20 protein-coding genes and 3 pseudogenes are annotated in these 24117 nt (G+C 61.7%); 5 read left to right on the plus strand and 18 right to left on the minus strand.

What is annotated here, in order from left to right; translation table 11 throughout:
- From FJ930_RS12935 to argE, 4 genes are all read right to left on the minus strand, one after another.
- A complete protein-coding gene (locus FJ930_RS12935) occupies positions 1-1464 on the minus strand; it encodes an aldehyde dehydrogenase family protein (RefSeq protein WP_141838076.1) in 1464 nt (487 codons plus the stop codon).
- 150 nt (positions 1465-1614) lie between these two features.
- The gene (locus FJ930_RS12940; protein ID WP_141838280.1) at positions 1615-1968 is read right to left on the minus strand and encodes a cupin domain-containing protein; all 354 of its coding nucleotides are present in this window, start codon (positions 1966-1968) and stop codon (positions 1615-1617) included.
- A 24-nt stretch (positions 1969-1992) separates the two neighbouring features.
- Positions 1993-2916, minus strand: coding sequence for a glyoxylate/hydroxypyruvate reductase A (locus FJ930_RS12945; RefSeq protein WP_140745736.1), 924 nt, complete (start codon positions 2914-2916; stop codon positions 1993-1995).
- A gap of 13 nt (positions 2917-2929) precedes the next feature.
- Positions 2930-4054, minus strand: coding sequence for an acetylornithine deacetylase (gene argE / locus FJ930_RS12950; protein ID WP_141838078.1), 1125 nt, complete (start codon positions 4052-4054; stop codon positions 2930-2932).
- 277 nt (positions 4055-4331) lie between these two features.
- Here argE and FJ930_RS12955 point away from each other — a divergent pair, with 277 nt between their 5' ends.
- Together FJ930_RS12955 and FJ930_RS12960 are read left to right on the plus strand one after the other, a co-directional pair.
- Entirely contained in the window at positions 4332-5189 is an 858-nt protein-coding gene (locus FJ930_RS12955) for a GNAT family N-acetyltransferase (RefSeq protein ID WP_141838281.1), read from the plus strand.
- 138 nt (positions 5190-5327) lie between these two features.
- Positions 5328-5552, plus strand: a pseudogene (locus FJ930_RS12960) (hypothetical protein); the annotation flags it as partial.
- Between the two features lie 129 nt (positions 5553-5681).
- On the opposite strand, the pseudogene FJ930_RS12965 reads toward FJ930_RS12960, so the two are convergent.
- Positions 5682-5898: pseudogene (locus tag FJ930_RS12965) on the minus strand (DUF1173 family protein); the annotation flags it as partial.
- Between the two features lie 335 nt (positions 5899-6233).
- Here FJ930_RS12965 and ligD point away from each other — a divergent pair.
- Positions 6234-8879, plus strand: coding sequence for a DNA ligase D (gene ligD / locus FJ930_RS12970; RefSeq protein WP_141838080.1), 2646 nt, complete (start codon positions 6234-6236; stop codon positions 8877-8879).
- A 17-nt stretch (positions 8880-8896) separates the two neighbouring features.
- Here ligD and FJ930_RS30445 read toward each other — a convergent pair.
- The 5 genes and pseudogenes from FJ930_RS30445 to FJ930_RS12995 form a co-directional block, all read right to left on the minus strand.
- Positions 8897-9151 (minus strand): annotated as a pseudogene (locus tag FJ930_RS30445) (ATP-dependent DNA ligase); the annotation flags it as partial.
- A gap of 88 nt (positions 9152-9239) precedes the next feature.
- Positions 9240-10049: a Ku protein gene (locus tag FJ930_RS12980; RefSeq protein ID WP_141838082.1), complete on the minus strand. Its 810-nt coding sequence runs from the start codon at positions 10047-10049 to the stop codon at positions 9240-9242.
- 15 nt (positions 10050-10064) lie between these two features.
- Entirely contained in the window at positions 10065-10928 is an 864-nt protein-coding gene (locus FJ930_RS12985) for a Ku protein (RefSeq protein WP_141838084.1), read from the minus strand.
- 528 nt (positions 10929-11456) lie between these two features.
- Positions 11457-12077: a methyltransferase domain-containing protein gene (locus tag FJ930_RS12990; protein ID WP_140745714.1), complete on the minus strand. Its 621-nt coding sequence runs from the start codon at positions 12075-12077 to the stop codon at positions 11457-11459.
- Positions 12078-12192: 115 nt separating this feature from the next.
- On the minus strand, positions 12193-12513 hold the full coding sequence (locus FJ930_RS12995; protein ID WP_140745712.1) for a YMGG-like glycine zipper-containing protein: 321 nt from the start codon (positions 12511-12513) through the stop codon (positions 12193-12195).
- A 246-nt stretch (positions 12514-12759) separates the two neighbouring features.
- Between FJ930_RS12995 and FJ930_RS13000 the strand changes: the two genes are divergently transcribed.
- Both FJ930_RS13000 and FJ930_RS13005 read left to right on the plus strand, forming a co-directional pair.
- Positions 12760-14325 (plus strand): recombinase family protein, encoded by a 1566-nt coding sequence (locus FJ930_RS13000; RefSeq protein WP_246676895.1) that lies wholly within the window; start codon positions 12760-12762, stop codon positions 14323-14325.
- 23 nt (positions 14326-14348) lie between these two features.
- Positions 14349-15152: a plasmid partitioning protein RepB C-terminal domain-containing protein gene (locus FJ930_RS13005; protein WP_141838085.1), complete on the plus strand. Its 804-nt coding sequence runs from the start codon at positions 14349-14351 to the stop codon at positions 15150-15152.
- Here FJ930_RS13005 and FJ930_RS13010 read toward each other — a convergent pair.
- From FJ930_RS13010 to nadA, 8 genes are all read right to left on the minus strand, one after another.
- Positions 15149-15496 (minus strand): hypothetical protein, encoded by a 348-nt coding sequence (locus FJ930_RS13010; protein ID WP_141838087.1) that lies wholly within the window; start codon positions 15494-15496, stop codon positions 15149-15151. The genes FJ930_RS13005 and FJ930_RS13010 overlap by 4 nt on opposite strands.
- Positions 15484-16035, minus strand: coding sequence for a hypothetical protein (locus FJ930_RS13015; RefSeq protein ID WP_246676896.1), 552 nt, complete (start codon positions 16033-16035; stop codon positions 15484-15486). The genes FJ930_RS13010 and FJ930_RS13015 overlap by 13 nt, the downstream gene beginning before the upstream one ends.
- A gap of 517 nt (positions 16036-16552) precedes the next feature.
- Positions 16553-17806, minus strand: a complete 1254-nt coding sequence (locus tag FJ930_RS13020) for a cytochrome c (RefSeq protein WP_141838089.1) — start codon at positions 17804-17806, stop codon at positions 16553-16555.
- Positions 17803-19572, minus strand: a complete 1770-nt coding sequence (locus FJ930_RS13025) for a GMC family oxidoreductase (protein ID WP_348642722.1) — start codon at positions 19570-19572, stop codon at positions 17803-17805. The genes FJ930_RS13020 and FJ930_RS13025 overlap by 4 nt, the downstream gene beginning before the upstream one ends.
- Positions 19573-19575: 3 nt before the next feature.
- Positions 19576-20283, minus strand: coding sequence for a gluconate 2-dehydrogenase subunit 3 family protein (locus tag FJ930_RS13030; protein ID WP_246676897.1), 708 nt, complete (start codon positions 20281-20283; stop codon positions 19576-19578).
- A 403-nt stretch (positions 20284-20686) separates the two neighbouring features.
- Positions 20687-21556, minus strand: coding sequence for a carboxylating nicotinate-nucleotide diphosphorylase (gene nadC, locus FJ930_RS13035; RefSeq protein ID WP_141838093.1), 870 nt, complete (start codon positions 21554-21556; stop codon positions 20687-20689).
- A complete protein-coding gene (locus FJ930_RS13040; RefSeq protein ID WP_141838095.1) occupies positions 21553-23094 on the minus strand; it encodes an L-aspartate oxidase in 1542 nt (513 codons plus the stop codon). The genes nadC and FJ930_RS13040 overlap by 4 nt, the downstream gene beginning before the upstream one ends.
- Positions 23091-24071, minus strand: a complete 981-nt coding sequence (gene nadA, locus FJ930_RS13045) for a quinolinate synthase NadA (protein ID WP_141838097.1) — start codon at positions 24069-24071, stop codon at positions 23091-23093. The genes FJ930_RS13040 and nadA overlap by 4 nt, the downstream gene beginning before the upstream one ends.
- Between the last annotated feature and the right edge of the window lie 46 nt (positions 24072-24117).

Genomic DNA, 24117 nt, shown 5'->3' on the forward strand with positions numbered 1-24117 from the left:
CTAAAGGCTGACCAGGACGCTTTTGGTCCTGCGGTTGGCGAGATAGGCCTCGCGGCCAAGGTCCTTGCCGATGCCGGAGTGCTTGTAGCCTCCGGTCGGCAGGATGTGGTCGCGCGAGCGGCTGTAGCGGTTGACCCAGACGGTGCCAGCTTCGAGCTTGCGCGCGATGCGGATCGTGCGGGACAGGTCGGCGGTGAACAGGCCGGAAGCCAGCCCGTAGGTCGGATGGCTGGACAGCGCCAGGGCCTCTTCCTCGGTCTCGAAGGTCTGGACGGTCAGGACCGGACCGAAAATCTCCTCGACGATTGCGGGATTGGCCTGGTCGACATTGGCGATCAGCGTCGGCTGGTAGAAATAGCCGGAATTGTCCATGGCGGCGCCGCCGGTCAAGCACTCGCCACCGGCCTCGACGGAGGCCCGCACGATGCCATCGACACGTGTCCGCTGCCTGTCTGAGACGATCGGCGAATAGTGTGTCGCCTCGTCCCAGGTAGGGCCCGGGCGCACCGCCTTCATCCGCTCCAGAATCGCGGCCGTCAGCCGGTCGGCCACGCGCTTGTCGACGATCAGGCGCGTGCCGGCGACGCAGGCCTGGCCGGCGTTGAAGATGACGCTACCGGCGATCGCAGTCGCCGACTTGTCGAGATCGGCATCGGCAAAGACGATCTGCGGGCTCTTGCCGCCGAGCTCCAGCGTCATCGGCTTGACGCCGGTGCGCGCGACATTCTCCATGATTGCCGATCCGGCCCGGGTCGAGCCGGTGAAGCTGACCTTGGCGATCTCAGGATGGCCGGTGAGCGCCGTGCCGGTCGTCGGACCATCGCCGAGCACAACGTTTATGAGCCCGGCCGGCAGGCCTGCTTTGACGGCGAGCTGCGCCATGTAGACTGCCGAGAAGGGCGTCATCTCGGAGGGCTTCAGCACGACAGCATTGCCGGCGGCCAGCGCCGGGCCGAGCTTCCAGCCGGCCATGGAAATGGGAAAGTTCCACGGCGTGATCGCGCCGACCACGCCATAGGGCTCGCTCATGATCATGCCGAGGCTGGTATCGTCGGTCGGCACGAGCTCGCTGCCTTCCTTGTCGGCGAACTCGGCGAAGAAGCGGATCTGCTCGGCGGTGACGGCGATGTCGCCGGCGATGAGCTGTCCCACGGGCCGGGTCGAGCTCACGGCCTCGATTCTGGCGAGCGCTTCGGCTTCCGCCTCGATCAGGTCTGCCCAGGCCTGGAGCGCCTTGGTGCGTTCGCGAGGCCGAACGCCGCCCCAGTTGCTGGACTTCAGTGCGGCTCTGGCGCTCTCTACCGCGCGGGTGACGATGTCGATGCCGGCAATGGGGCAGGCGGTGTATGGCTTGCCGTCAGACGGTCGGCGCATCTCGATCGCACCCTCGGCGGCGATCAGCTCTCCGCCAATGAAATGCCCGACGGGGAAGGGAACTGTATCCGGATCGAAGCTTAGGCTCATGGGCGACCACTTTCCTGCATTGACCGGAGCGTAGCGCGTGCCAGCACGCAGCATGCGCTGTTCGGTGGCCCGTCGCCGCCGAATGTTGCGTGCTGGGCGCGGGGTACGGCAAAATCTTCCGCGCAGGTCGGCGCCTGTCGCGGACGCCCTCTACCCCACGGTTATGTAGATCTTGCGCACCGTTTCGACGGTCTTCCAAACCCCGGTGAAGCCAGGCTTCATTACGAAACTGTCGCCGGCGCGGTAGGTCACCGGCTTGCCGCCGTCGGGGGTGATTTCGATCATGCCGGAGAGGATATGGCAGAACTCGAAGGTCTCCCCCTTGATCGAGCGCGTCTCCCCAGGCGTCGCCTCCCAGACGCCGGTATGGATGAGGTCGTCCTTGGCCACGTCCTGTGCCCAGGTCTTGAAGACGGGATTGCCGGCTATCAGCCGTTCGGGCAACGCCTTGGATTCGCGCGGTGAAAAGGTTGGGTTGGTGTCGACGGTCTTGAGCAGGAGCAAGGAGCGGCCTTTCATGTTGGAAAGTCAATAGCCGCGCGACCGGTCGACGAGCCCGATGGGGTCGAGTCCGGCGCGGTGACGCTTGATGTTGTCGATGACGGCGCGGGCGGCGGTCGCTGGCTGGGTGACACTGGCGACATGCGGAGTGAGGATGATCTTTGGATGCGACCAGAAAGGATGGCTCGCGGGCAGCGGTTCGGGATCGGTGACGTCGATCATTGCGGCCGACAGGCGACCCCTGTCGAGCGTGGCGACAAGCGCTTCGTGATCGAGCTGTGGCCCCCGGCCGGTGTGGACGAGCGCCGCGTCCTTGGGCAACTTCGCAAACAGGCCGGCATCAAGGAAGCCGCGCGTATCCTCGGTCAGCGGCAGCAGGCAGACCAGTATGTCGCTGGCCGCGAGCATCTGTTCCAGCCCGAGCTCGCCATGATGACAAGTCACGCCCTCGATCCGTCGCGGCGAGCGGCTCCAGCCGGCAAGCGGGAATCCGAAGGGCTTCAACCTGTCTAGGACGGCCTGGCCAAGCTGTCCGAGGCCGAGCACGCCGACCCTGCGCGACCGGGCCTGCAGTTGCGCGATATCATTCCACTGGCGGGCGCGCTGCTGCGACAGATAGGCCGGCAGGTTGCGATGGAGCGCGAGCACGGCCATAGTCACATATTCTTGCATCATGCGCGCGATGCCTTCCTCGATCATGCGCACGATCTTCACGTTTTGAGGCACCGCATCGAGGCGAAACTGGTCGACGCCGGCGCCGATGGAAAACAGGATTTCCAGATTCCTGTAGCGGGCGAGGTCGTCCGGCACGGTCCAGCTGATCAGGTAACGCACGGCGTCTGGATCGACCGCTGCGGCATCGATCGTGAAAGGGATGTCCGGTAATTCTCCCGCGAACGCCTCGGCGAAGACGGCACCGCGGCGCGCATCGGAATTGAACAGGAATGTCATCGCGGTTGCCTCGTCACGACGCGCAGCGCGTGCCCAGCGCCCCGATCAATCGCTGGCAGGCGGCGAGTTCGCTCGCAAGGATGTACTCGTCCGGCTTGTGGGCGCGGCCAATGTCGCCTGGGCCGCAGATGATCGCGTCGAAGCCGGCGGCCTGATAGAGGCCGGCCTCCGTGCCGTAGCTGACGGCGCCGAGCGGCGCTTCGCGGGTCAACTCGCACAGCAGGGTCGCCAGCGCCGCGTCTCGCGGAAGCGATAGCGCCGGATAGGCGCTGATCGGCGTCCACTCGACCCGGAAGCCGTCGGCCGTAAGAACCTCTGCCTGCGCTTTGACTGACGCGAGCAGGCTGGCCGGATCGACGCCGGGTATGGCGCGCGCCTCCAGGTCCAAAGTGCAGGTGTCTGGAATGATGTTGACTGACTGTCCGCCTGCCACCACGCCCGCCTGGAGCGAGGAGTAGGGCGGCTCGAAGGCAGGGTCGAACGGACCATGCGTCAACCGCTCGGCTTCGCTCACGGCCTCGCTCAGCGCCGCGGCCATGGCATGGATAGCGTTAAGCCCGAGATCGGGCCGCGAGGAATGGCCGGAGCGCCCGTTGATCGTCACGCGGGCGGCTGCCTTGCCCTTGTGGGCGCACACGGCGCGCATGGCGCTCGGCTCGCCGACGATGACGCCGAGCGGCTTCGCGCAAAGGGCAGGCAGGCGGGCAATCAGATGCGGCACGCCGCGGCACCCGACCTCCTCGTCATAGGAGAAGGCGAGATGGATCGGCCTGGCAAGGCGCAGTCCCGTCAGTGCGGGTACGGCCGCGAGCACCGCGGCAAGAAACCCTTTCATGTCGGTGGTGCCACGTCCGTAGAGCCTTTCGCCCTCCTGGCGCAGCGCGAAAGGGGACGAGGTCCATTGCGGCTCTGCGGCAGGGACGACGTCCATGTGGCCGGATAGTATGTAGCCGGGGACATCAGCAGGGCCGATCGTCGCGAAAAGATTGGAACGATCGCCTTCCGGTCCGGGGAGCACGGTGACCTGCGTTCCGTGCTCCGTGAGATAGGTCTCGATCCAGCCGGCGATATCACCGTTCGGTTTGCCGGCGACCGATGGAAAGGCGACGAGACGGTCGAGGATGTCGAAGACGTCCATTCCAGCCCTCAGGGATTTCGGGTGCGCCGGATGGGTGCCGTCGACCGTATGCTGCAACAAGTCGGAACAGCATGTGCGGCTTCTTTCGCGATTGCGTGCTGAAAGCGGAAATGTTTCAGTCGAATCTTGCGTTGGCGCGCGGCTTTCGAGCAAATCGTATCGACCTGGTTGTCTAGCGTTGGCAGGGGCGGGCGGCCATTGTGTGTCACCCGCTTAGCAATCGTTCTGAGGCAAGAAATTGAAGCCGTCCGGAAGTTTCAAAATCGATGCCTTCTCGATGCGCATCGGCGACATCGAGGGCATCGAACTCGACCGGTTGCACGCGCACTCCCTATCTGTGGGATGGCCGCACCGAGCCGAAGACTGGCAGTTCCTGCGCGAAGTGGGGGAAGGGCTCGTGGCGCTTGATGAGATTGGCCGTGTTCTGGGCTCGGCCATGTGGTTCGCGCATGGCGCCGATTTCGCGACCGTTGGAATGGTCATCACCTCGCCGCGACTGCAGACGCTCGGTGCGGGGCAATGGCTGATGCAGCGGGTCTTCGAGAAGGTCGCCGGGCGCGACCTGCGCCTCAATGCGACCCGGGCGGCAAGGCGGCTCTACCTTTCGCTCGACTTCCAGCCGGAGAAGACCGTCTATCAATGCCAAGGCATCGCCCGCATGCCAACAATGGATAGTCAGCCGGGCGCGCGCGGCGACATCCGGGCTTTGACGGCAAGCGATATTCCGGCAGGGATCGCGCTCGACGCGGCCGGCTTTGGCGTGAAGCGGACGGCGCTCATTGAAATGCTCTTCGCGCATTCGGCCGGCTATGGGCTTTTCAAGGGCGACAGGCTGAGCGCCTTCGCGCTCTGCCGGCCATTCGGGCGCGGCCATGTGGTGGGACCGGTCGTGGCCGAAAGCGATACCGACGCCGTAGCTATCGTGCGGCCGCACGTCGCCGACCATTCGGGATCTTTCCTTCGGGTCGACACCCACATGGACAGCGGCGAGTTCGCCGCCTTTCTTTCGCACGCCGGGATGCCGGTCTTCGATACGGTGCTGACCATGTCGTTGGGCAAACGCCTCGCCGATTTCTCCGTCGGCGGCCCGGCTACGCCGAAGACCTATGCTCTGGCGAGCCAAACTCTCGGGTAGGCCGGTGCTCTCGTCGACAAAAAGAGCCGGCCAACATTCAACCGTTGCATGGTTGTTCCCTATGCATCTCCAACTGGACCGGTTCCTCAATCTTTTGCCCCTGCCTTAAGAATTCGACACCTGCTTTATCAAAGCCGCCTCTGGGGGCAAGCCGGCATCCTCGCCGGTCTTCTGTTCCGAATGAGCAATTTGCCGAAGGGTGAAGGCCATGAGCGCAAGTTCGTCAACGACGCCTTGTTGTTCCTGCAGGCGCGGCAGCTGGGTGCAAGTCTGCTCACGGAAAACATTCGGGACTTCGACTTTCTTTCCCAACTCGTACCGACCGGGCGAATTGTCGGGTACCGAATACCAGACGCGTCGTGATTCGCATGACTTGGGCGGCCTCAGAGCGTCGCGTCGTCTTCCGCCAAAATTCGGTTCACTCTTAAAACCTGGATGCGGTTGAACCTTTCGCCGCATCATTGGCCGCTGAGTATGACAACCTCGTCAGTCTTCATTGTCCACCATCAGCGCGACCTCTTCGACTGACGCGATGCCGCAGTTGAGACACCGAAGGTTGCAATGACAATGAGGTTGAAGGCGTCGCTCAAGCGCCAGAGTTCGGGCTCGGTCTCATGGGTGCCGGTAGGCGCCGCCATGTGCCCTCCCCGATCATCAGCGGAGACTTCATATGTCGCACCACGATCTCCTGGGCCTCTCTGGCAGCGGAAACTCCTTCACCTGGATTGTCTAATCGACAGCGTTGAGCGGATGGCCTTCTAGATACGCTTCGGCGGGTCCAACGCGGTGGTGGCACTAATAATGTTAGCTTTTAGCCCTCCTGAAGGCGGCGACGGTGCGCCACAGACGTGGGGCTGCGGCGCAAAAAATGCACATGGCGTTCGGCAACTCCGTGGTAACGCGAAAGCTCGGACTGCTCCGATCTGTGATCGGCCATCCACGACCTTCCCTGTCGTGCCGACCAACATGCCCGGTCGTGGAACCTGTTCTTCATTCGGAACATTCTTTCCGTGAGAGGGACCTTGCCCTCAATCCGAGGAACCGATGGCGACCGACAAGCTCTCAAGGTATAAGGCCAAACGCGACTTCGAACTCTCGCAGGAACCGAGCGGCCAGGAAGCGATCAAACCTGCTAACCGTCGGCGCTTCGTCATCCAGAAGCATGATGCCACGCGGCTGCACTATGATCTGAGACTGGAGCTCGACGGCGTCTTCAAATCCTGGGCCGTCACCCGAGGCCCCTCGCTCAATCCGCACGACAAGCGTCTTGCCGTGGAGGTGGAGGATCACCCACTCGACTATGGCGATTTCGAAGGGACTATTCCAAAGGGGCAGTATGGCGGCGGAACGGTGATGCTCTGGGACCGCGGCTATTGGGAGCCGGAGGGAAAGAAGACCCCCGAGCAGGCGCTGGCGAAGGGAGATTTCAAATTCACGCTCGACGGAGAGCGGCTGCATGGCGGTTTTGTTCTGGTCCGGATGGCCAACGACCGGGAGCGGAGCAAACGCGCCAACTGGCTGCTGATCAAGCATTGCGATGAATTCGCTGTCGAGGACAACGGCGGCGCGGTTCTGGAAGAGAACGAGACCTCTGTCGCCTCCGGCCGCAGCATGGAGGCGATTGCTTCCGGCAAAGGCCGCAAGCCCAAGCCGTTCATGCTGCAGGCCAGCAAGGTGGAGGCCGATGCCGTCTGGGACAGTCGCAAAGGGCTTGCGGCCGAGGAGCGGAAAGCGAAAGGTCGCGGAAAAAGGAAGCCGGATACGGCCAGCGCTGCCGATCTGCCCGATTTCATCGCACCACAGCTTTGCGAGACGCTTGCGCGGCCGCCCTCCGGAAGCGGCTGGCTGCACGAGATAAAATTCGACGGTTACCGCATCCAGATGCGCGTGCTGAACGGCGAAGCCACGTTGAAGACCCGCAAGGGTCTCGACTGGACGGCCAAATATGCTGCCATTGCGCGTTCGGCCGGCGAGCTCCCGGACGCGATCATAGATGGCGAGATCTGCGCGCTTGACGAGAACGGCGCCCCCGACTTTGCCGCCCTGCAGGCTGCCCTTTCCGAAGGGAAGACAAATGCGCTGGTTTATTTCGCGTTTGATTTTTTATTCAAAGGCGGTGAGGACCTGCGCATTTTGCCCCTGAGTGAACGCAAGGCGCGATTGCAGCAATTTCTTTCCGATGCTGGCGAGGATGATCGCATCCGTTTCGTGGAGCACTTCGAGACGGGTGGCGAGGCAGTTCTGCGCTCGGCCTGTCGCTTGTCGCTCGAAGGGATAATCTCGAAACGCGCCGACGCGCCCTACGTTTCCGGCCGCACGGAGGCCTGGGCAAAATCGAAGTGCCGTGCCGGCCACGAGGTGGTGATCGGAGGCTATTCGACGACCAACGGCACCTTCCGGTCACTTCTGGTCGGGGTCAACCGCGGTGACCACTTCGTCTATGTCGGTCGCGTCGGCACTGGCTACGGCGCCGAAAAGGTCAAAACCCTGTTGCCAAAGCTGAAGGCAGTCGAGGCCACGAAGTCACCGTTTACCGGGATCGGCGCGCCGAAGAAGGAGGCTGGCGTCGTCTGGCTCAAGCCGGAACTCGTCGCGGAAATCGAGTTCGCCGGCTGGACCTCGGACGGGCTCGTTCGTCAGGCGGCATTCAAGGGGTTGCGTGAGGACAAACCCGCCGCCGAGGTCGAGGCCGAGAATGCCGCGTCGCCGGCAAAGACGGAGGTGCCGGAACCGGCCGCGCCGACGACGTCGAAATCTCCCCATCGCGGCGGCAAGGTCAACGTCATGGGCGTGCTGATCTCGAACCCGGACAAACCGCTGTGGCCCGATGCCGACGATGGCCGGCCCGTGACCAAGGAAGACCTTGCCCGCTATTATGAGGCCGTCGGCCCCTGGCTGATCGAGCACATCCGCGGACGGCCGTGCTCGATTATTCGGGCGCCCGATGGAATCGGCGGCGAGCAGTTCTTCCAGCGCCATGCCATGCCGGGGACCTCCAACCTCCTGGAACTGGTGCAAGTGTTCGGCGATAAGAAGCCTTACCTGCAGATCGACCGGGTCGAAGGTTTGGCCGCCGTGGCACAGATCGGCGCACTTGAGCTGCACCCTTGGAATTGCGAGCCGCAGCATCCGGAGGTCCCGGGTCGGCTGGTCTTCGATCTCGATCCGGGTCCAGACGTTCCGTTTTCGACTGTCGTACAAGCGGCGAGGGAAATGCGAGAGCGCTTGGACAATCTGGGGCTCGTTAGCTTCTGCAAGACGACCGGCGGAAAGGGACTGCATGTCGTGACGCCGCTGGCGGTCGCCAAGCGCAGCAAGCTCACCTGGCCGCAGGCAAAGGGCTTTGCGCATGACGTCTGCCTGGGCATGGCGCGCGACAATCCGGACCTGTATCTGATCAAGATGGCGAAGAGCCACCGCCACGGTCGCATCTTTCTTGACTATCTGCGCAACGATCGCATGGCGACGGCGGTTGCCCCGCTTTCACCTCGCGCGCGGTCTGGCGCGACCGTGTCTATGCCGCTCACCTGGACCCAGGTCAAAACCGATCTTGACCCGAAGCGCTTTACGCTACGGACCGTGCCTGGGTTGCTCTCGAAAAGCGCGGCGTGGAAAGATTATGAAAACGGGCATCGCTCGCTGGAGGCCGCGATCAAGCAGCTCGCACGCACGATGAAGCAGGCGGCCTGATCAGATTTTGCGATCGCTCACCTCCAAACCGCGGCATTGTCCTGGAGCTCGCGCAGTCCTTATACGAGGCGTGACGCAGTTTGCCATCCTTGCTCGAGCCGCGAATTCGATCTCGGCGATCAGCGTTGGCTGAGCGAAAACGAGGTTCCTGCCCTTTAACGGCACGGCTGGCGTTCGCGTCCGCGGTTTGTCAAACGCGTCGGGAAAAAGGCGGCATCCTCCCGATTGAAGCCGGTCCCGACAGAGCCGACGTGGACCCAGGCATGTGCCTTCGGTCACGTTGGTGTTCACGACGTGCCCGGATCGCCGGGTCAGCTGGCGCGCGAGCAGCGGGGCGGCCGGTTTGCACGATCGCCCGCTTTAGCGTTTGGGCGGACGGTTCTCGGCCTCGACGGACTTGCGCAGGGCGTCCATGATGTTGATGACGTTATTGGGCGTGGCCTTCGGCTCGGCGCCTTTGGTCTTTGCCGGCCGTTTTGTTTTCTTGCGCTTGGACTCGATGATTTCCAGCAATTTGTTCTGAACGGGATCCGACACCAGCTTGCTGTCCCAATGGCGTGTCTGTTTCTTGATGAACTGCTGGATGAGCGGCATCATCTGGGAATCGGATTTCGCATTGTCGATATCGCCGAAATATGCGTTTTCGTCGCGGACCTCATCGCCGTAGCGCAGCGTCCACAACACGATCCCTTTGTCACGCGGTTCGAGCATGACCGCGCGTTCGCGACGTGAGATCACCAGCCTGGAGATGCCGACCATGTCTTCCGCAGCCATGGCATCACGGATGACCGAGAACGCTTCCTCACCAACCGCATCGTTGGGCGACAGATAGTAAGGGGTATCGAGCCAGATCCATTCGATGGAATCGCGCGGGGAAAAGACGTCGATATCGATGGTCTTGGTGCTGTCGAGGGCGACATTTTCGAGTTCCTCGTCTTCGAGGATGATGTAGTCGTTCTCGCCGCGCTGGTAGCCTTTGACCTCGTCTTCCTCCCTGACTTCCTTGCCGGTGACGGCATCGACGTAGTGGCTCACGACGCGATTATTGGTTTTGCGGTTGAGCGTATGGAAGCGGACTTTCTCGCTTTCCGAGGTCGCCGGCATCATCTGCACGGGGCAGGTAACTAGCGAGAGCTTCAGGTAGCCTTTCCAATAGGGACGCACCGCCATGTCGTTCTCCTCCGATCAGGCTGCGCGTTTCGAGCTGGCCGCCCGCTTCGGCGGCTTCGCGCCCGCGTTGCTCTCCGCGGCGGCGCGTTTCGGCTTCTCGCTCGATCCCAAACCGGCGCTCTGACGCAGGGCCTGCAGAAGATCGCTCGGCTTCGATGGCGCCGGCGCCTTTTTCTTCGGCAATGCCTTGCCCTCGATCTTCGCCTTGACGAGTTCGGCGACCGCTGCGTCATAACGGTCATCGAAGCTCTTCGCGTCGAACGAACCCTTCTTGGTGTTGATGATGTGCTTGGCGAGATCGAGCATCTCGCCCTCGATCTTCATTTCCGGGATGTCGTCGAAGGCTTCCTTTGCCGAGCGTACCTCATAATCGAAGTTCAAAGTCGTGCCGATCAGGCCATTGCCGTGCGGGCGGATCAACACGGTGCGCAGCCGCCGGAACAGAACGGTTCGTGCTAGCGCGGCGACCTTCGCCTGCCGCATGCCGTCGCGCAGCAGCCGGAAGGCGTCGGCGCCCATTCTGTCCGGCGCAAGGTAGTACGGCCTGTCGAAATAGACGTCGTCGATCTCGTCGCAGGGAACGAACGCTTCGACCTTGAGGGTTTTGTCGCTCTCGGGGACCGCCGCCGCGATTTCCTCCGGTTCAAGCACGACGTAGTCGCCGTTCTCGATCTCGTATCCCTTGACCTGATCGTCCCGCCCGACCGGATCGCCGGTCTCGCTGTCGACGAATTCGCGGCGAACGCGGTTGCCGGTCGCACGATTGAGTGTGTTGAAGGCGATGCGCTCGGAAGAGGATGCGGCCGTGTACAACGCTACCGCACAGGCGACTTCTCCGAACTTGATGAAACCCTTCCAGTTTGCTCGCGCCGCAACCATCGTACTCGCGCTCCGACACAACCTACGCGAGTCAGTAAAGCGACTGCCGTGCCAATTGTTCCGGCTTGAAAAAGAATCTGTTTCAAGGGGTTAGGCGCGGCCCGATGCATTGGCCCATCTGACACAAACGCGCCCCCCGCTGAGGGTTCTTATGGCAGGGCACCGGAAAGACGTCTGCGCCGATGCTGCCGTGTTGACCCGTTCAGGATCTTGGCCAATTAAAAGGCTCACCGTCAATCGCAGCGCACGCCGCTGATCGGCGGCAAGTTTTTGGCCTCGGCGTTGGCCGCGGCAGAAAGCATCGCCAGAAGCGACTTCGACTGAATGCCCGGTGTTCCACCCCCCGCACGATGTCGAACGAGCAGAGCTTGAGATCGAGACAATACCGCCGGGCCGGACAGTCGGACGGACCTACCGGGGTCCCTATCCCGATCCCCTCGGCCACGGAAAGTCGGTAAGCCGTTTCAGCGATTCAGACCCGATCCAATCAATCCATCAAATGCCGGGACTAAACACCTAGGCTTGGATCTACAGAGCCTTCCTGGCGAACGCCCAGACCATCAGCGGATATTCCTCGTCGTTGCTTAGATCGCGCCACAGGCCGTAGGCGCGTACGGGGCCGCCTATATGGGCCCTGGCGCAAGCCTTGTTGCCCCAGCCATCGACCTTGACGTTGGCTTCGGGGAAGCCGCCTTCGACCATCAGCTGCTTCAGGCCGGCGGGGGTCCATCTGCTGTAGTCGTGGGGCCTGGCGTGCACCCGGAACAGGAAGGGTGTCGCCACCATCGCCCAGCCGCCGGGTCTGGTCATGGCGTGGATATTTTGTGCCGCCGCCAGCGGCCGCCGCACATGTTCCAGCACCTGGTCGGCGATGACGATGGAATATTGCTCCTCGGTGCGGTCCTTGCAGATGTCGAAATCGGGGAAATCGACCGACCGGTAGTTCGGACACATCGCTCGCCAGTATCGGTTCCAGCCGGGCGAAATCTCAATAACGTCCGAGGCCTTGCGGTTTGCCGCTTCAAGGAAGAGCGTGAAGGCCTCGATCTGGCGGATACGCAGCCAGTTGCGGGAATCATAACCAAGCAGACGCTTTGCAAGATGTTTGCTTCGGCTCGCTAAGGCGCCGGCAAGGCTCATCGTGGTCATTTCGACCCTCCTTTGCCCGCCGTATCAGCCCTATAGCACCGTCAAATGCGCAAAAGATGACATCGCCCCTTCTCCCGCAACAAGGGAGAAGGGAAAACCGGTGGTGTCGTCTCGCTCAATAATTGCCGTTGTAGTAGCGGTCGTCACAGGGCGCGGTGTAGATGCGGCCGTAGCGGTCCTGGTAGCGGCAGAGTTGCTGACCGCGCGGCTCCTGCGGGGTGGTGGCCGAGCCGACGACAGCGCCGAGCAAGGCACCGCTAGCTGCGCCGATCACCGTGCTCTTGGTGTTGCCGCCGATCGCCTGGCCGACGAGCGCGCCGCCGGCGCCACCGAGCAGGGCACCGGTGGTGGCCCGCTGCTGGCCTTCGGTCTGCGACTGGCAGCCGGCGACGGCCGCGGCCAGAAGCACGGCGGCTATGGCTTTGTAAAAGGTCATGTGAAGTCTCCCTTAAAGGTCTGAAATCCCTATCGATCGTCCCGTGCGGCCGCAATACGGCGGAACGGGGGCGTGTTTCGTCACGATATAAGACATGGTTTCTCGCTGGTTGAATGTTTCGTCCCGAGCCGCTTATCGTCGTCACAACAACCCATTCGATACAAACTGTCGGGTTGTCCGTAACCTGACGGCAGGTTGAAGCTGGTCATATAGTACAGACCGACGTCGCTGCGGGCACGAGAAACTATGGGTAAAGATGCGAGCGTTCCGAAGGCCTCCGCATTCAAGCCGAAAACCCGCGCGGCGCAGTACGTACGCATGTCAACCGACCTGCAGACCTATTCTATTGCGAACCAGAAAGACGCGATCGATGCATATGCCGAGATCATGGGCTACGACATCGTCGCCACCTATGAGGACGCCGGCAAAAGCGGCTTAAGGATTGGGGGGCGAGTCGGGTTACAGCGCCTCCTGGCCGACATTGAAACAGGACGCGCGGATTTCAAAACCGTCATTGTCTACGACGTCAGCCGCTGGGGCCGGTTTCAAAACATCGATGAAAGCGCTTCCTATGAATATCGATGCCAGATCGCAGGCGTGCGGATCGAATATTGCGCGGAGCAGTTCGTCAATGACGGCAGCATCGGCTCCGATGTGCTCAAGGCCATCAAGCGCAGCATGGCGGCCGAGCAAAGCCGGATGCTCTCGCAGAAAGTTTTCATTGGCCAATGCAGGTTGGTTCGGATGGGTTTTTGGCAGGGCGGAATTCCCGGCCTCGGTCTCAGACGCCTGCTGCTGGATAAAGCGGGGCAGCCAAAGGCCATCCTTGCGCACCACGAATATAAGTGCCTACAGACGGACCGGGTCATCCTGGTACCTGGACCACCGGAAGAGATCGCTGTTGTACGGTCGATATTCAATCAGTTCGTGAAGGGCCGCAAGACACAGCTCGAGATCGCAAGGCTGCTCAACAACCGTGGAACTGTGACGGATCTGAGCAAGGCCTGGACGCGGGAATCGGTACACCACATCATCACCTGCGAGAAGTACATCGGCCACAACGTCTGGGGTCGAGGCTCATGCAAGCTCAGTCGGACACGTATAAGCAATCCGCCATCTCAATGGGCGCGAAAAGACGATGCTTTCGAAGCCATTGTCGAGAAAAAGCTGTTCAACCGTGCGCAAGCCCTGGTGAAATCCCAATCTGTTCTCATGAGCAAGGAGCAGATGTTGACAGCTCTGTCCAAACTTCTTGAAAGGCGCGGAAAATTGTCCCGCGCCATCATAGACGCCGCGCCGGAATGTCCGCCGGCTGACCGATACAACAAGCGTTTTGGCGGTCTTCTGGGCACCTACCGAATGATCGGATATGTGCCACGTCGGGAGGTCGCATTCTTCGACGCCAACAAGCGCCTTCGAGCGATGCGGGCGAGCATGATCAACGGACTTCTCGCTGCAATAGACAATGCGGGTGGTCAGGCTGTGTATGACAGCGAAGAAAATCTCGTCATCATCAACGGCGAGGTTACGATTGCGATGGCAATGGCGCGCTGCCATGCAACAGCCTATGGCTATCCGCGATGGGTCACAGGTGTCGAACGAAAGCCCGCCCCCGACATCTGTGTTTTCATTCGCATGAATCCGGACAACGAGACAGTCAAGGATTACCTGATCGCTCCCACCACTGAGGTGAAATATCTGGAAGAGGGGATGGCGGCGAACAATGGAACAAGGGTCGACGCCTTCCTTTTTGCATCGCTTGGGCCGCTCGTCGCGCTGGCTGAGCGAGCGGCGGTCGGGGAGTTGCGATAGTGGTTTGGGTATCGAGCCTCGAAATGTTAAAAAACAGCCAAGGAAGGCACACTAAACTGGCGGATGGACGCCCAGAAGAGCCGGTTGCCGCTTTCCCCACCCCACGTTTCCTGAAAATATACGAGGGTGAATGCAAAAGGAAGCGTGCCTTCATTCGTGAGGGCGACTTGATGCGGCGTAGCATCGGTAAGATTGCCATAACGCTTCGACCCTTAGTGGCAGACCAGCGATTCCGTGAGCTGCTTCTTGCGGAAAATCTGGCGACATTGCCAAGAACGCTGGCCATCAGAATTATGCATGACGAGCACGATATGACGAATTCGATCGCTGTTTATCGGCCCGTCGCCGGTGCTGTCGGCGGCAGCAAGCTTGTCGGCGGCATTACCCCAGAGGTGGTTGAGCTGTTCCAGAACTGCTGTCTGCCGCCCAAAATTTTTGGCGTGCTGCGAAGGCTGGCTCCTGCCCGACAGCTCGAAGTCGCCAAGCTTATGGTTGCCATGAACAGGGTAACCTACAACTATGCGAAGATGGCCTCGGCCTTGAGTTCACAGTCGCAGCTAGCCGATCCATCGAGCCCAGAACGGAGGTTCGCCCGCCTGACCGACGCGCAATTGGCAGCGTTGAAACGCCAATTCGCCAGTCTGTGCAACCGGTTTCGGAACACGATGGAGCAGTATGGAGCTCTTGCCCTTGAGCTTGTCGCAGCACGCGAATATCTCAAAGAGCTGATAAACAATGTGCGCGTCGTTCGCTATCTCGCGCAGAAATTCCCCGAGGCCCTTTCTGAATTTCAAAGGGCAACCGAGCCTAAACAACCAGATGGTTAGCCACGTCGTTGACGTGGTGGCGCAGAGAGTGTTCCTGGTCGGCGCCGATCCGGCCATTTTCCCAACAGCGGCGTTGCGCCGTTCGCGCCAATTGCCGAAGTCCCTATGATTGGGATCAGTGACGCCTCTTCAGTCGTGCCCTCACGACGTCCAGCCTTCAGCGCTGCGATTTCGTCATCACGCCGGGCAATGCGGCTTTCGAGGTTAGCGATGCGTTCCGCTAGAAAGTAGCGGCCCACGATGAACCCTCCGCCTCCAAAAAGAACTGCGAAAGTCATGAAGGCTATGGGGTTGGCGAACACCAGAGCCGCATTGGTCTGGAAGAAGTCGATCAAGTCGTGCATTTTCCAACTCCCTCAGTTTCGTGAACGTTGTGGATTTCCAGCCTCACCGGGCCACCTTTGTTGCAACTGGTGCAGAAAAGAGCCCGCTCGACTGAGCTGAAGAATGCATCCTTGCCGTATCGCCGGATCAACCCGTCCGGCTTTATCATTGCATGATGCGAGCATTTTGTGCACCGGGCCCGCAACGTGTGCCATGAGCGCAGATCGCCGAGCGCAACATCCAACCCGGCGTGAATGCTGCCGTCGATAATCGTTTGCGGCGGGATTTTGACCCCGCCCGGAGTCATGATCTTTTCCGTGACGTGGCGGCTGTCATAGTGGATCAGCAGCGCGCCAGGGCGACCGCGTATCGAGGCCTGCCACGCGGCCAGGCTGACCACGGCATCCGGCGACCGCGAGATCGTTTCGAGATGAGTCTTCTCCTCTCGGTCCCAGACTTCGATCCGGAAATTGTCCTCTGCTGAGTCCGCCATTGCTTTGCCGGTACGATCGTTTGCGGCGCGTTCCCATAGCCCTTCCTGCTCATATCCAGTCAGCAATAAGGAATATATTCCTCTCCCGTCAAGCCCGACGATGGCTCTTTGTTCTTATTTCGTTCGAGTTGGAGATGCATTATGGGTAGCCTGGCCATAAGCCATTGGAACCAGCTGCGACGCTTCTGAAATTTCGTCCACCGAAAGCTCTCCGGCTTTGAGCCTCACGCTCGTGTCGCCTTCTGCGCGACCGGTCATAAACTTCGTCCGCCGCGCGCGTGCGTTCTAGTCGGTAATACTCTGGCAGGGGCAGATCGCCACGCGTGGCCAAGGCCGCTATGGTGGGCTTATAGGAAGCGTCGCCAATGTGACCTTCACTGCCACCTTCTCAAGACCGGGGAACCTGGCGAATCCTTTTTGCATCAATGATCGATCGTGCAGCAAACTCAGCCGGCCCGAAGCCTCTCGATCTATCCATGAAACAGCGGCGCCATAGCCGTTCAGGCATTGAGTTAGGGTTGTTTGTTTAGCCTAGGTTATGCCCTCAGAAGCAATCGAGGATGTCACGATTGCCGACACCTTGCTAATAGGCGCCGTTCACAGCTTCCACCCGCTGGCGTAGGTCTTTAACGTCAGTCGCTGAAACTGGATCGGCCGTGTTCCCCCACGCGTTTCGAATGTACGTCGCCACTGCGGCAACCTGATTATCCGAAAGCTTCCATCCAAACGATGGCATCGACAGGGCGTTCGGACTTCCTGGACCGGAGGCGGGATGTCCTCCGTTCAGGATGAGCCGCACAACTGAAAGAGGCAGACGCGATTGGACAGCAGCACTTCCCTTCAGCGAGGGGAATATGTTCTTGACGCCGTCGCCCCCAAGTTGATGGCAGGCCGAGCATTGGTCTAGATAAATGTTTTTCCCAGCGCTCATTACATTCCCGGCGGGAGCGGCCGGTGTGTCCGCCGGTGACGCCGGCAACGATTTGAGGTACACGGCGATCGCTTTCAGGTCCGCATCAGTCATTTTCGACGTGGAGTCTTTGACGACCTCCGCCATCGGGCCATAGACGGTCGTTCGGTCGTTGTGGCCGGCCTTCAGAAGGCTGACGATGTCCTGCTCACTCCACCCTCCTAGTCCAGTCCGGGAATCACCAGTCAGGTTGGGTGCGAACCAGTTCTGGACTTCCGATCCCTGGTAGCTTTGCGATGTCTTGTCGGCTCCGAAGACGTCCTTCGGCGTATGGCACGCGCCGCAATGGGCGAGGCCCTCGACCAGATAGGCGCCACGATTCCATTCAGTTGATCGGTTCTTGTCAGGCTTGAATTCGCCGGGTGTGAAGAACAGTCCGTTCCACCCCGCCATTGCGATGCGATGGTTGAGCGGCCAGGGAAACTCATTGGCGCGCTGCACCGACCGCACCGGCTCCAACGTGCGCAAATAGGCGCGAATGTCGTCCACGTCCTCGCGTGTAGCCTTTGTGAACCACGGGTATGGGAAGGCGGGATAGAGCCTCCTGCCGTCGGAAGCGATTCCTTCATGCATGGCCCGATAGAACTGGGCTTCGGTCCAGGCACCGAGGCCTGTTTCGGCATCGGGCGTTATGTTGGCCGAGTAGATCGTGCCGAAGGGCGTTTCGATCGCCCTGTTCCCAGCAAATGGTTTGCCATCCGGCGCTGTGTGGCAGGCCACGCAGTCGCCGGCGGCGACCAGTTGGCGGCCGCGCTCCTGTTTGGCGAAGTCACCGATCTGTCCATGCGCCAACGGGCCGAACGCCAGCATCCCGGCGCCCGTCAAAGTGGTGCTGGCGATCAGGACGAGAAGCGCGCGCCGGTTCATGATTGCACCAGCGGGCCGGGATGTTTGAGATATTGGCTGCGGATCGCCTCGGCCGCCCACAACGCAAGCGCGCTAACCGTGCCGGTCGGATTATAGCCGCTATTGTGGGGGAAGGCGCTGGCGCCGACGACGAAGAGGTTGGACACGTCCCAGTGCTGAAGGTAGCGGTTGACCACGCTTTCGCGCCGGCTGACCCCCATGACGGCGCCCCCGGTATTGTGCGTCGATTGATAGGGAACGATGTCATAGTGAGGGCCACGCGGCGATTTCTTGATCTCGCGTGGATGCATGGCTTTTGCTATGTCCGCCATCTTGCCCAAGGCGAAATCCTGCAGCTTCAGCTCGTTCTGCTTGAAATCATACGTCATGCGCATCAGCGGCCGCCCATAGACGTCGCGATAGGTCGGATCGAGATCGAGATAATTGACCTTGTTGGGCATCACCGCGCCCATCAATGATATCGACATGGAGGTCAGGTAGTTCTTCACGAATGCCTGCTTCCATTTGGCGCCCCACTTCGGGGTGCCTTCCGGCAGCAGCTCAGTCTCGATCGGCCGGCCGGTGGTCATATAGGCGGCGATATAGCCGCCATGGATGAAGCCTAGCCCGGTATGGTCGAAATTGTCTCCGTTCCAGTCATCGACGATCATGCCCAGTGCGCCCGCGCCGACGAAGGGATTGAGAACCTTATCCTCGAAGAAGACATCCACGGAGGGCGTGAGCTGGTAGCAGTAGTTCTTGCCGAGCGTTCCCTGGCCGGTTGCCGGGTCGTACTTGGTCCCGATGCCCGAGGTCATCAGGAGGTGCACGTTGTGCAGGATATAGGCGCAGACGATCACGAGCTCCGCCGGTTGCTCGAACTCGTTCCCATGGGCATCGACGTAAGTGACACCGGTGGCATGCGTGCCGGAAGCATCGAGATTGATCCGCGTCACCTCGCATTCGGTCCGCAAAGTGAAGTTCTTGTTTTGCATGAGCACGGGCAGGATCGTCGTCTGGACACTCGCCTTGGAATAGTTGCCGCAGCCGAACTTCTCGCAGAAGCCACAGTAGGTGCAGGGCGCCATGCTGACGCCCAGCGGGTTCGTATAGGCCTGGGACATGTTCCCGGAGGGGCACGGGAACGGATGCAGCTTTAGCGAACCGGCTGCCTCGCCGAACAAGGCAGGACCGTAGGTCTGCTTCATCGGCGGCGTAGGATAAGGTTTTGAGCGCTGGCCCTCGAAAGGGTTGCCTCCAGGCAGTTTCTGCCCCTTCACATTGCCGGCTTGGCCAGCGATGCCGCATAGTTCTTCCCAGCGCATGTAGTGCGGCTCGAGCTCGTCGTAGGTAACGCCCCAATCCTGAAGCGTCATATCCGCCGGAATCATCGCCTCGCCATAACGAGCGGCGGTCTGACGTCGGATTTCGAAATCATATGGCAGAAAGCGGAACGCCTGGCCGTTCCAGTGCAGGATGGAACCACCCACCCCTGTGCCAGGCAGGAAGGAGCCGAGACGTCGCATCGGCAGGGCCGTCTGGTCGGGCGTGTTGCGGAAGGTCAGCGTCTCCTGGGCGGTCTGCTCAAACAGGTGCCCGTGGTAGCGATAGCGCAGTTCGTCCTGGATGAATGATGGAGCGAAGTCGGTTCCGGTATCGCGCCAACTGCCGCGTTCAAGCGCAAGCACGTCGTGGCCAGCCTCGGTCAGTTCCTGCGCCATGATCGCCCCGGTCCAGCCGAACCCGACCAGCAGCACGTCGACGCTCGGAAGTCTTTGCGCCATCATTCCCTAACCCGTGCTGTTCCACCCGGGGCGGCCGCGAATGCCGACCGGCGGCTGGTCGTAGTGTTCTCCGTGCCGATCCACCCAATCCAGGTAGTTGTAGCGGACGCCGGGAAAACCGAGCATCTTCCAGCCCGCCATGTCCTTGTTGCCGCCATAGATCGGGTCGGAAAACATCCCTTCCTTGGTGTTCTGCCAAAGCATCTTGAAAAAGGTCTTGGCATCGGCTCCGCCAAGATCGAGCTTGCCGCGTTCGAGGTCCGACAGGATTGCATCCTGCGCTTCGGCCGGCAGATCGGCGAAGAGCTTGCCGGCCTCCGACGACACCGCGTGTTCGTCTATTGCCTTGATGGCCGCACGATAAAGGGCGGACGGCATCATGCGCGATTGAAAACCTTGCGTGTCCTGGCCCTTTCCCCAAGGCCCTTGCATATACCAGCTGCCCGCGCGTCCGAACGCACCGGCGAGCTGATGATCTATGAACAGCGGAACCCCACAGGTTTTCGCGCCAGGGCCGAGATCATCCTCTGGAATAAGCCTCTCCGTCGCCGCTTCCACGAAGGCTGCTTCCTCGGGCGTGAAGAAAACATAGCCGGGGTCCTGGAGTGGAGCGGGCGCGTCGGCCTGGTGCGGCAACCAAGGATCATCAACACGGCCCTTGATTTCGCGAGCAGGGGCCCCGGACGGCATTAACACCACCGACGCAGTCGCCACCGATGCTCCTGCCGTAAGGATCTGACGGCGGCTGAAAGTGCTTGCGGACATGGGACGGGCCATCGACTGATCTGCAAAGCGAGAACAGCCCGGACGACCAATTGTTCCCGGGGGCACGAATTATCTGCGCGCCGCAGTGACTGGCCGCACGCGAGCGCGAACGATCCTTCCGATGAAATCTTACCCTCGACAGGCCGACGCTGATCCGCATCCTCCAGGACCCGCAAGGGGCCAGACGTGACTGCGTGGCGGGGTCGTGTAACGAACGACAAACGATCCGCCCCTGGCATGGTCATTTCCCAAGTCGCTGCGTGCATTTCCATTCTGCTGCTTGCGTTGTGGCGACATCGGCGCCCTTGAGCCTGGCGAACTATGCCGGAAGAGGCCAGTCCAGTGCCGTCGGTCAAACCGGACGATCGAGTTCACGGTAGTCGAGGCCGATATCGAGGATCGGCGCGCTGTGAGTCAACCATCCGACGGAAATCAGGCCGACACCGGTCGCGGCAATAGCGGGCGCCGTCGCGGCTGTGATCCTGCCTGAGGCTTCCGTGATCGCCCTGCCGCCAACCATGGCCATCGCCTGGCGCAATTGCTCGACCGACATGTTGTCGAGCAGGACAGCATCAGGGGCGAACGCTAGGGCTTCATTCAACTGGGCCAGCGTATCGACTTCGACTTCGATCTTGACGAGATGGCCGACGTTGCTTCGCGCCCTTTCGATGGCGGAGCGAATTCCGCCGGCGATGGCGATGTGGTTGTCCTTGATGAGGATAGCGTCGTCGAGGCCGAAGCGGTGATTGGACCCGCCACCAGCGCGCACGGCGTATTTTTCGATGGCCCGCAAGCCGGGGGTCGTCTTGCGCGTGCAGACGATTTTCGCCTTGTGTTCGTGGATCGCGTTCACAATCGATGCCGTCACAGTCGCGATGCCGCTCAGGTGGCACAGAAAATTGAGCGCCGTGCGTTCCGCCGTAAGTATGGCCCGAGCCGGACCGCTGACCGAGGCAATGACCTCGCCTTGCGCCACCTCGCCGCCATCCGCACGATGCACGATCATCTCGATATCCCGGTCGATGAGCCGAAACGCCAGCATCGCCAGATCGAGCCCGGCGACAGTGCCGGCCTGGCGCGCCGAAAGCACGGTCGTCGCATGGCGGTCCTTCGGCACGATGGCATCCGTGGTCAGGTCGCCGGCCCAACCGAGGTCTTCGAGAAGAGCAGTGCGTACCAGGGGCTCAAGCATGATTGCGGGAAGCGGCGAGAGGTCCGTCATGTGACGCTTTCCAGCGCTGGAGAGTGGGCGAGTTCCCGCGCTGCCGCCAAGGCGGCATCGAGGGTGATTTCGGAGCGTCGGGCGCCGGGCGCATGATGTGGAAAGTCTGTCCTGAAATGAGCCCCGCGGCTTTCCTTTCGCCGCAGGGCGGCAATCGTGATCATCAGCCCGACAATGGCGGGATCGGACGCGGGGCCATGCCGCTCCGCCAGCGGCAGCAGGGCGCGCGCAGCCGCTCGCAGCCCCCCGCCGTCCCGGGTGAGGCCGAGGGCACGGGACAGGAGAGGGCGAACTGGTCCCGGGTCGGACGCCGGCTCGTGGGGCGCCACCGTTCGCTTTCCACTGCCGTCAGGCGAACCGGTCACGCTATTGGCGACCCAGCGCGCGCAGACGACCGCCTCGGTCAGCGAGTTGCTGGCCAGCCGGTTGGCGCCGTGAAGACCGGTCGAGGCGGCCTCTCCGCAAGCCCAAAGTCCTGGAACCGAGGTGCGACCGGCCTGATCCACGGCGATACCGCCCATGTGGTAGTGCTGGGCGGGCCGGATCGGCAGGAGATCACGCGTCGGATCGATACCGGCGCGGCGGCAGGCCGCCGCAATCGTCAAGAACTGCCGCGCGAATGCCGCGCCTGGCCTTTCGCGCACGTCGAGGAAGACGCGATGGCCCTGCGCAAGATGTCTCCAGACGGCGCGCGCGACGATGTCGCGCGGTGCAAGTTCCGCACCCGCTACGCTATCGAGAAAGCGCCGGCCCGTCTCGTCAACGATCGTCGCGCCTTCGCCGCGAACCGCCTCGCTGATCAGCGGCATCGGACGCCCCGGCCCGTCAAGCGCGGTCGGGTGGAACTGGATGAACTCGAGGTCGGCAAGGCTTGCACCGGCGCGCGCGGCAAGCGCCAGACCCTGTCCGCAACTGCCCAGCGGGTTTGTCGTGTCGTGGAACAGGCCGCCGATGCCGCCGGTGGCGAGAACGACCCGTCCCGTGGCGAAGGACAATGGACCTGTCGAAGAACTCGCAAGCACGCCCTTGACTCTGCCGTTCTCCACCACCAGCCGGCGCGCTTCGATTCCCTCGGCGATTTCAATGGTCGGCGTGGACCGCACGGCGGCGACAAGTGCGCGCATGACCTCCCGTCCGCTGCCGTCACCGCCTGCATGGACGATGCGCCGGCGGCTGTGAGCGGCTTCCAGTCCGAGACGAAGAGCGCCTTTGGCTGTCCGATCGAAGCGAGCCCCAAGCCGGGCCAGTTCCTCGATCGCGGCGGGTGCCGCGTACAGAATGCGCGTTGCCGCTTCTTCATCGCAAAGCCCGTCGCCGGCGGCGAGCGTGTCGGAAAGATGCTGGCCGGGGTCATCGTCGCCGCCGAGGCTGGCGGCGAGCCCGCCTTGCGCCCACGCGCTGGAGGCCTCAATGCCGAGCGGCGACCGCGACAACACAAGCACCGGCTCGGGCGCCAGATGCAGCGCCGTCATCAATCCGGCTATGCCGCCGCCGATGATGACTGGCCGGCCGGCGAGATCATGAATATCCATGCTCATACGGCCAGCATCCGCTCGACGGCCAGCCGAGCGGGGCCGGCGATATCGGCATCGATGGTCACGACATGCTGGTTCTGCTCCAGTGCTGCCCGGATGTTGGCGAGCGTTATCCGCTTCATGTGCGGGCATAGATTACAGGGCCGGATGAACTCGACTTCGGGATGCTCGACCGCGACATTGTCGCTCATCGAGCACTCCGTCATAAGCACGACGCGTGGCGGTTTTTGTCGCCCGACATAATCGGACATGGCCGCGGTCGAGCCGGAGAAATCGGCCTCGGCCACCACTTCGGGCGGACATTCGGGATGGGCCAGGACCGTCACGCCGGGATGATCCTCGCGCAACTGGCGGATGTCGGCGGGCGTGAAGCGTTCGTGCACCTCGCAATGGCCTTTCCAGGCGATGATCTCCACGTCCGTCTGGGCGGCGATGTTCTGCGCCAGATATTCATCCGGCAGCATGATCACCCGGGGAACCCCAAGGGATTCGACGATCGCCTTCGCGTTGCCCGAGGTGCAGCATATGTCGGAGACGGCCTTCACTTGCGCCGACGTGTTGACATAGGTAACGACCGGCACGCCGGGATAGCGCTGCCGCAGCAGACGGATATCGGCGGCGGTGATGGAGTCCGCCAGCGAACATCCCGCCTGCAAATCGGGGACGAGCACGGTCCTTTGCGGATTGAGCAGCTTCGCCGTCTCGGCCATGAAATGCACCCCGGCGAGCACGATGACGTCGGCTTCTGTCGATATCGCCTTGCGGGCAAGCGCCAGGCTGTCGCCGACGATGTCGGCGACGCAGTGGAAGATTTCCGGTGTCTGATAATTGTGAGCCAGGATCACGGCGTTTCGCTGCCGCTTGAGATCGAGGATGGCCTCGACATCATCGGCGAATACCGGCCATTCGATGGCCGGAATGACGCGGCGAACGCGGTCGTAGAGGGCGGAGCTCCGGACCTGGGTGTGGGAAATCGCCATTCGATATATGCTCCGTGTGAGTATATATCGCCAATATTCTGACTTT

The organism is Mesorhizobium sp. B2-4-15 (assembly GCF_006658505.1).
Lineage (GTDB): Bacteria > Pseudomonadota > Alphaproteobacteria > Rhizobiales > Rhizobiaceae > Mesorhizobium.

What these genes read in the sequence shown, in the direction of transcription:
- FJ930_RS12935 (WP_141838076.1), bottom strand. Translation starts at nt 1,464, where the DNA reads ATGAGCCTAAGCTTCGATCCGGATACAGTTCCCTTCCCCGTCGGGCAT.
- FJ930_RS12945 (WP_140745736.1), bottom strand. Translation starts at nt 2,916, where the DNA reads ATGACATTCCTGTTCAATTCCGATGCGCGCCGCGGTGCCGTCTTCGCC.
- argE (WP_141838078.1), bottom strand. Translation starts at nt 4,054, where the DNA reads ATGGACGTCTTCGACATCCTCGACCGTCTCGTCGCCTTTCCATCGGTC.
- FJ930_RS12955 (WP_141838281.1), top strand. Translation starts at nt 4,332, where the DNA reads ATGCGCATCGGCGACATCGAGGGCATCGAACTCGACCGGTTGCACGCG.
- ligD (WP_141838080.1), top strand. Translation starts at nt 6,234, where the DNA reads ATGGCGACCGACAAGCTCTCAAGGTATAAGGCCAAACGCGACTTCGAA.
- FJ930_RS12980 (WP_141838082.1), bottom strand. Translation starts at nt 10,049, where the DNA reads ATGGCGGTGCGTCCCTATTGGAAAGGCTACCTGAAGCTCTCGCTAGTT.
- FJ930_RS12985 (WP_141838084.1), bottom strand. Translation starts at nt 10,928, where the DNA reads ATGGTTGCGGCGCGAGCAAACTGGAAGGGTTTCATCAAGTTCGGAGAA.
- FJ930_RS12990 (WP_140745714.1), bottom strand. Translation starts at nt 12,077, where the DNA reads ATGACCACGATGAGCCTTGCCGGCGCCTTAGCGAGCCGAAGCAAACAT.
- FJ930_RS12995 (WP_140745712.1), bottom strand. Translation starts at nt 12,513, where the DNA reads ATGACCTTTTACAAAGCCATAGCCGCCGTGCTTCTGGCCGCGGCCGTC.
- FJ930_RS13000 (WP_246676895.1), top strand. Translation starts at nt 12,760, where the DNA reads ATGGGTAAAGATGCGAGCGTTCCGAAGGCCTCCGCATTCAAGCCGAAA.
- FJ930_RS13005 (WP_141838085.1), top strand. Translation starts at nt 14,349, where the DNA reads ATGTTAAAAAACAGCCAAGGAAGGCACACTAAACTGGCGGATGGACGC.
- FJ930_RS13010 (WP_141838087.1), bottom strand. Translation starts at nt 15,496, where the DNA reads ATGCACGACTTGATCGACTTCTTCCAGACCAATGCGGCTCTGGTGTTC.
- FJ930_RS13020 (WP_141838089.1), bottom strand. Translation starts at nt 17,806, where the DNA reads ATGAACCGGCGCGCGCTTCTCGTCCTGATCGCCAGCACCACTTTGACG.
- FJ930_RS13025 (WP_348642722.1), bottom strand. Translation starts at nt 19,572, where the DNA reads ATGATGGCGCAAAGACTTCCGAGCGTCGACGTGCTGCTGGTCGGGTTC.
- nadC (WP_141838093.1), bottom strand. Translation starts at nt 21,556, where the DNA reads ATGACGGACCTCTCGCCGCTTCCCGCAATCATGCTTGAGCCCCTGGTA.
- FJ930_RS13040 (WP_141838095.1), bottom strand. Translation starts at nt 23,094, where the DNA reads ATGAGCATGGATATTCATGATCTCGCCGGCCGGCCAGTCATCATCGGC.
- nadA (WP_141838097.1), bottom strand. Translation starts at nt 24,071, where the DNA reads ATGGCGATTTCCCACACCCAGGTCCGGAGCTCCGCCCTCTACGACCGC.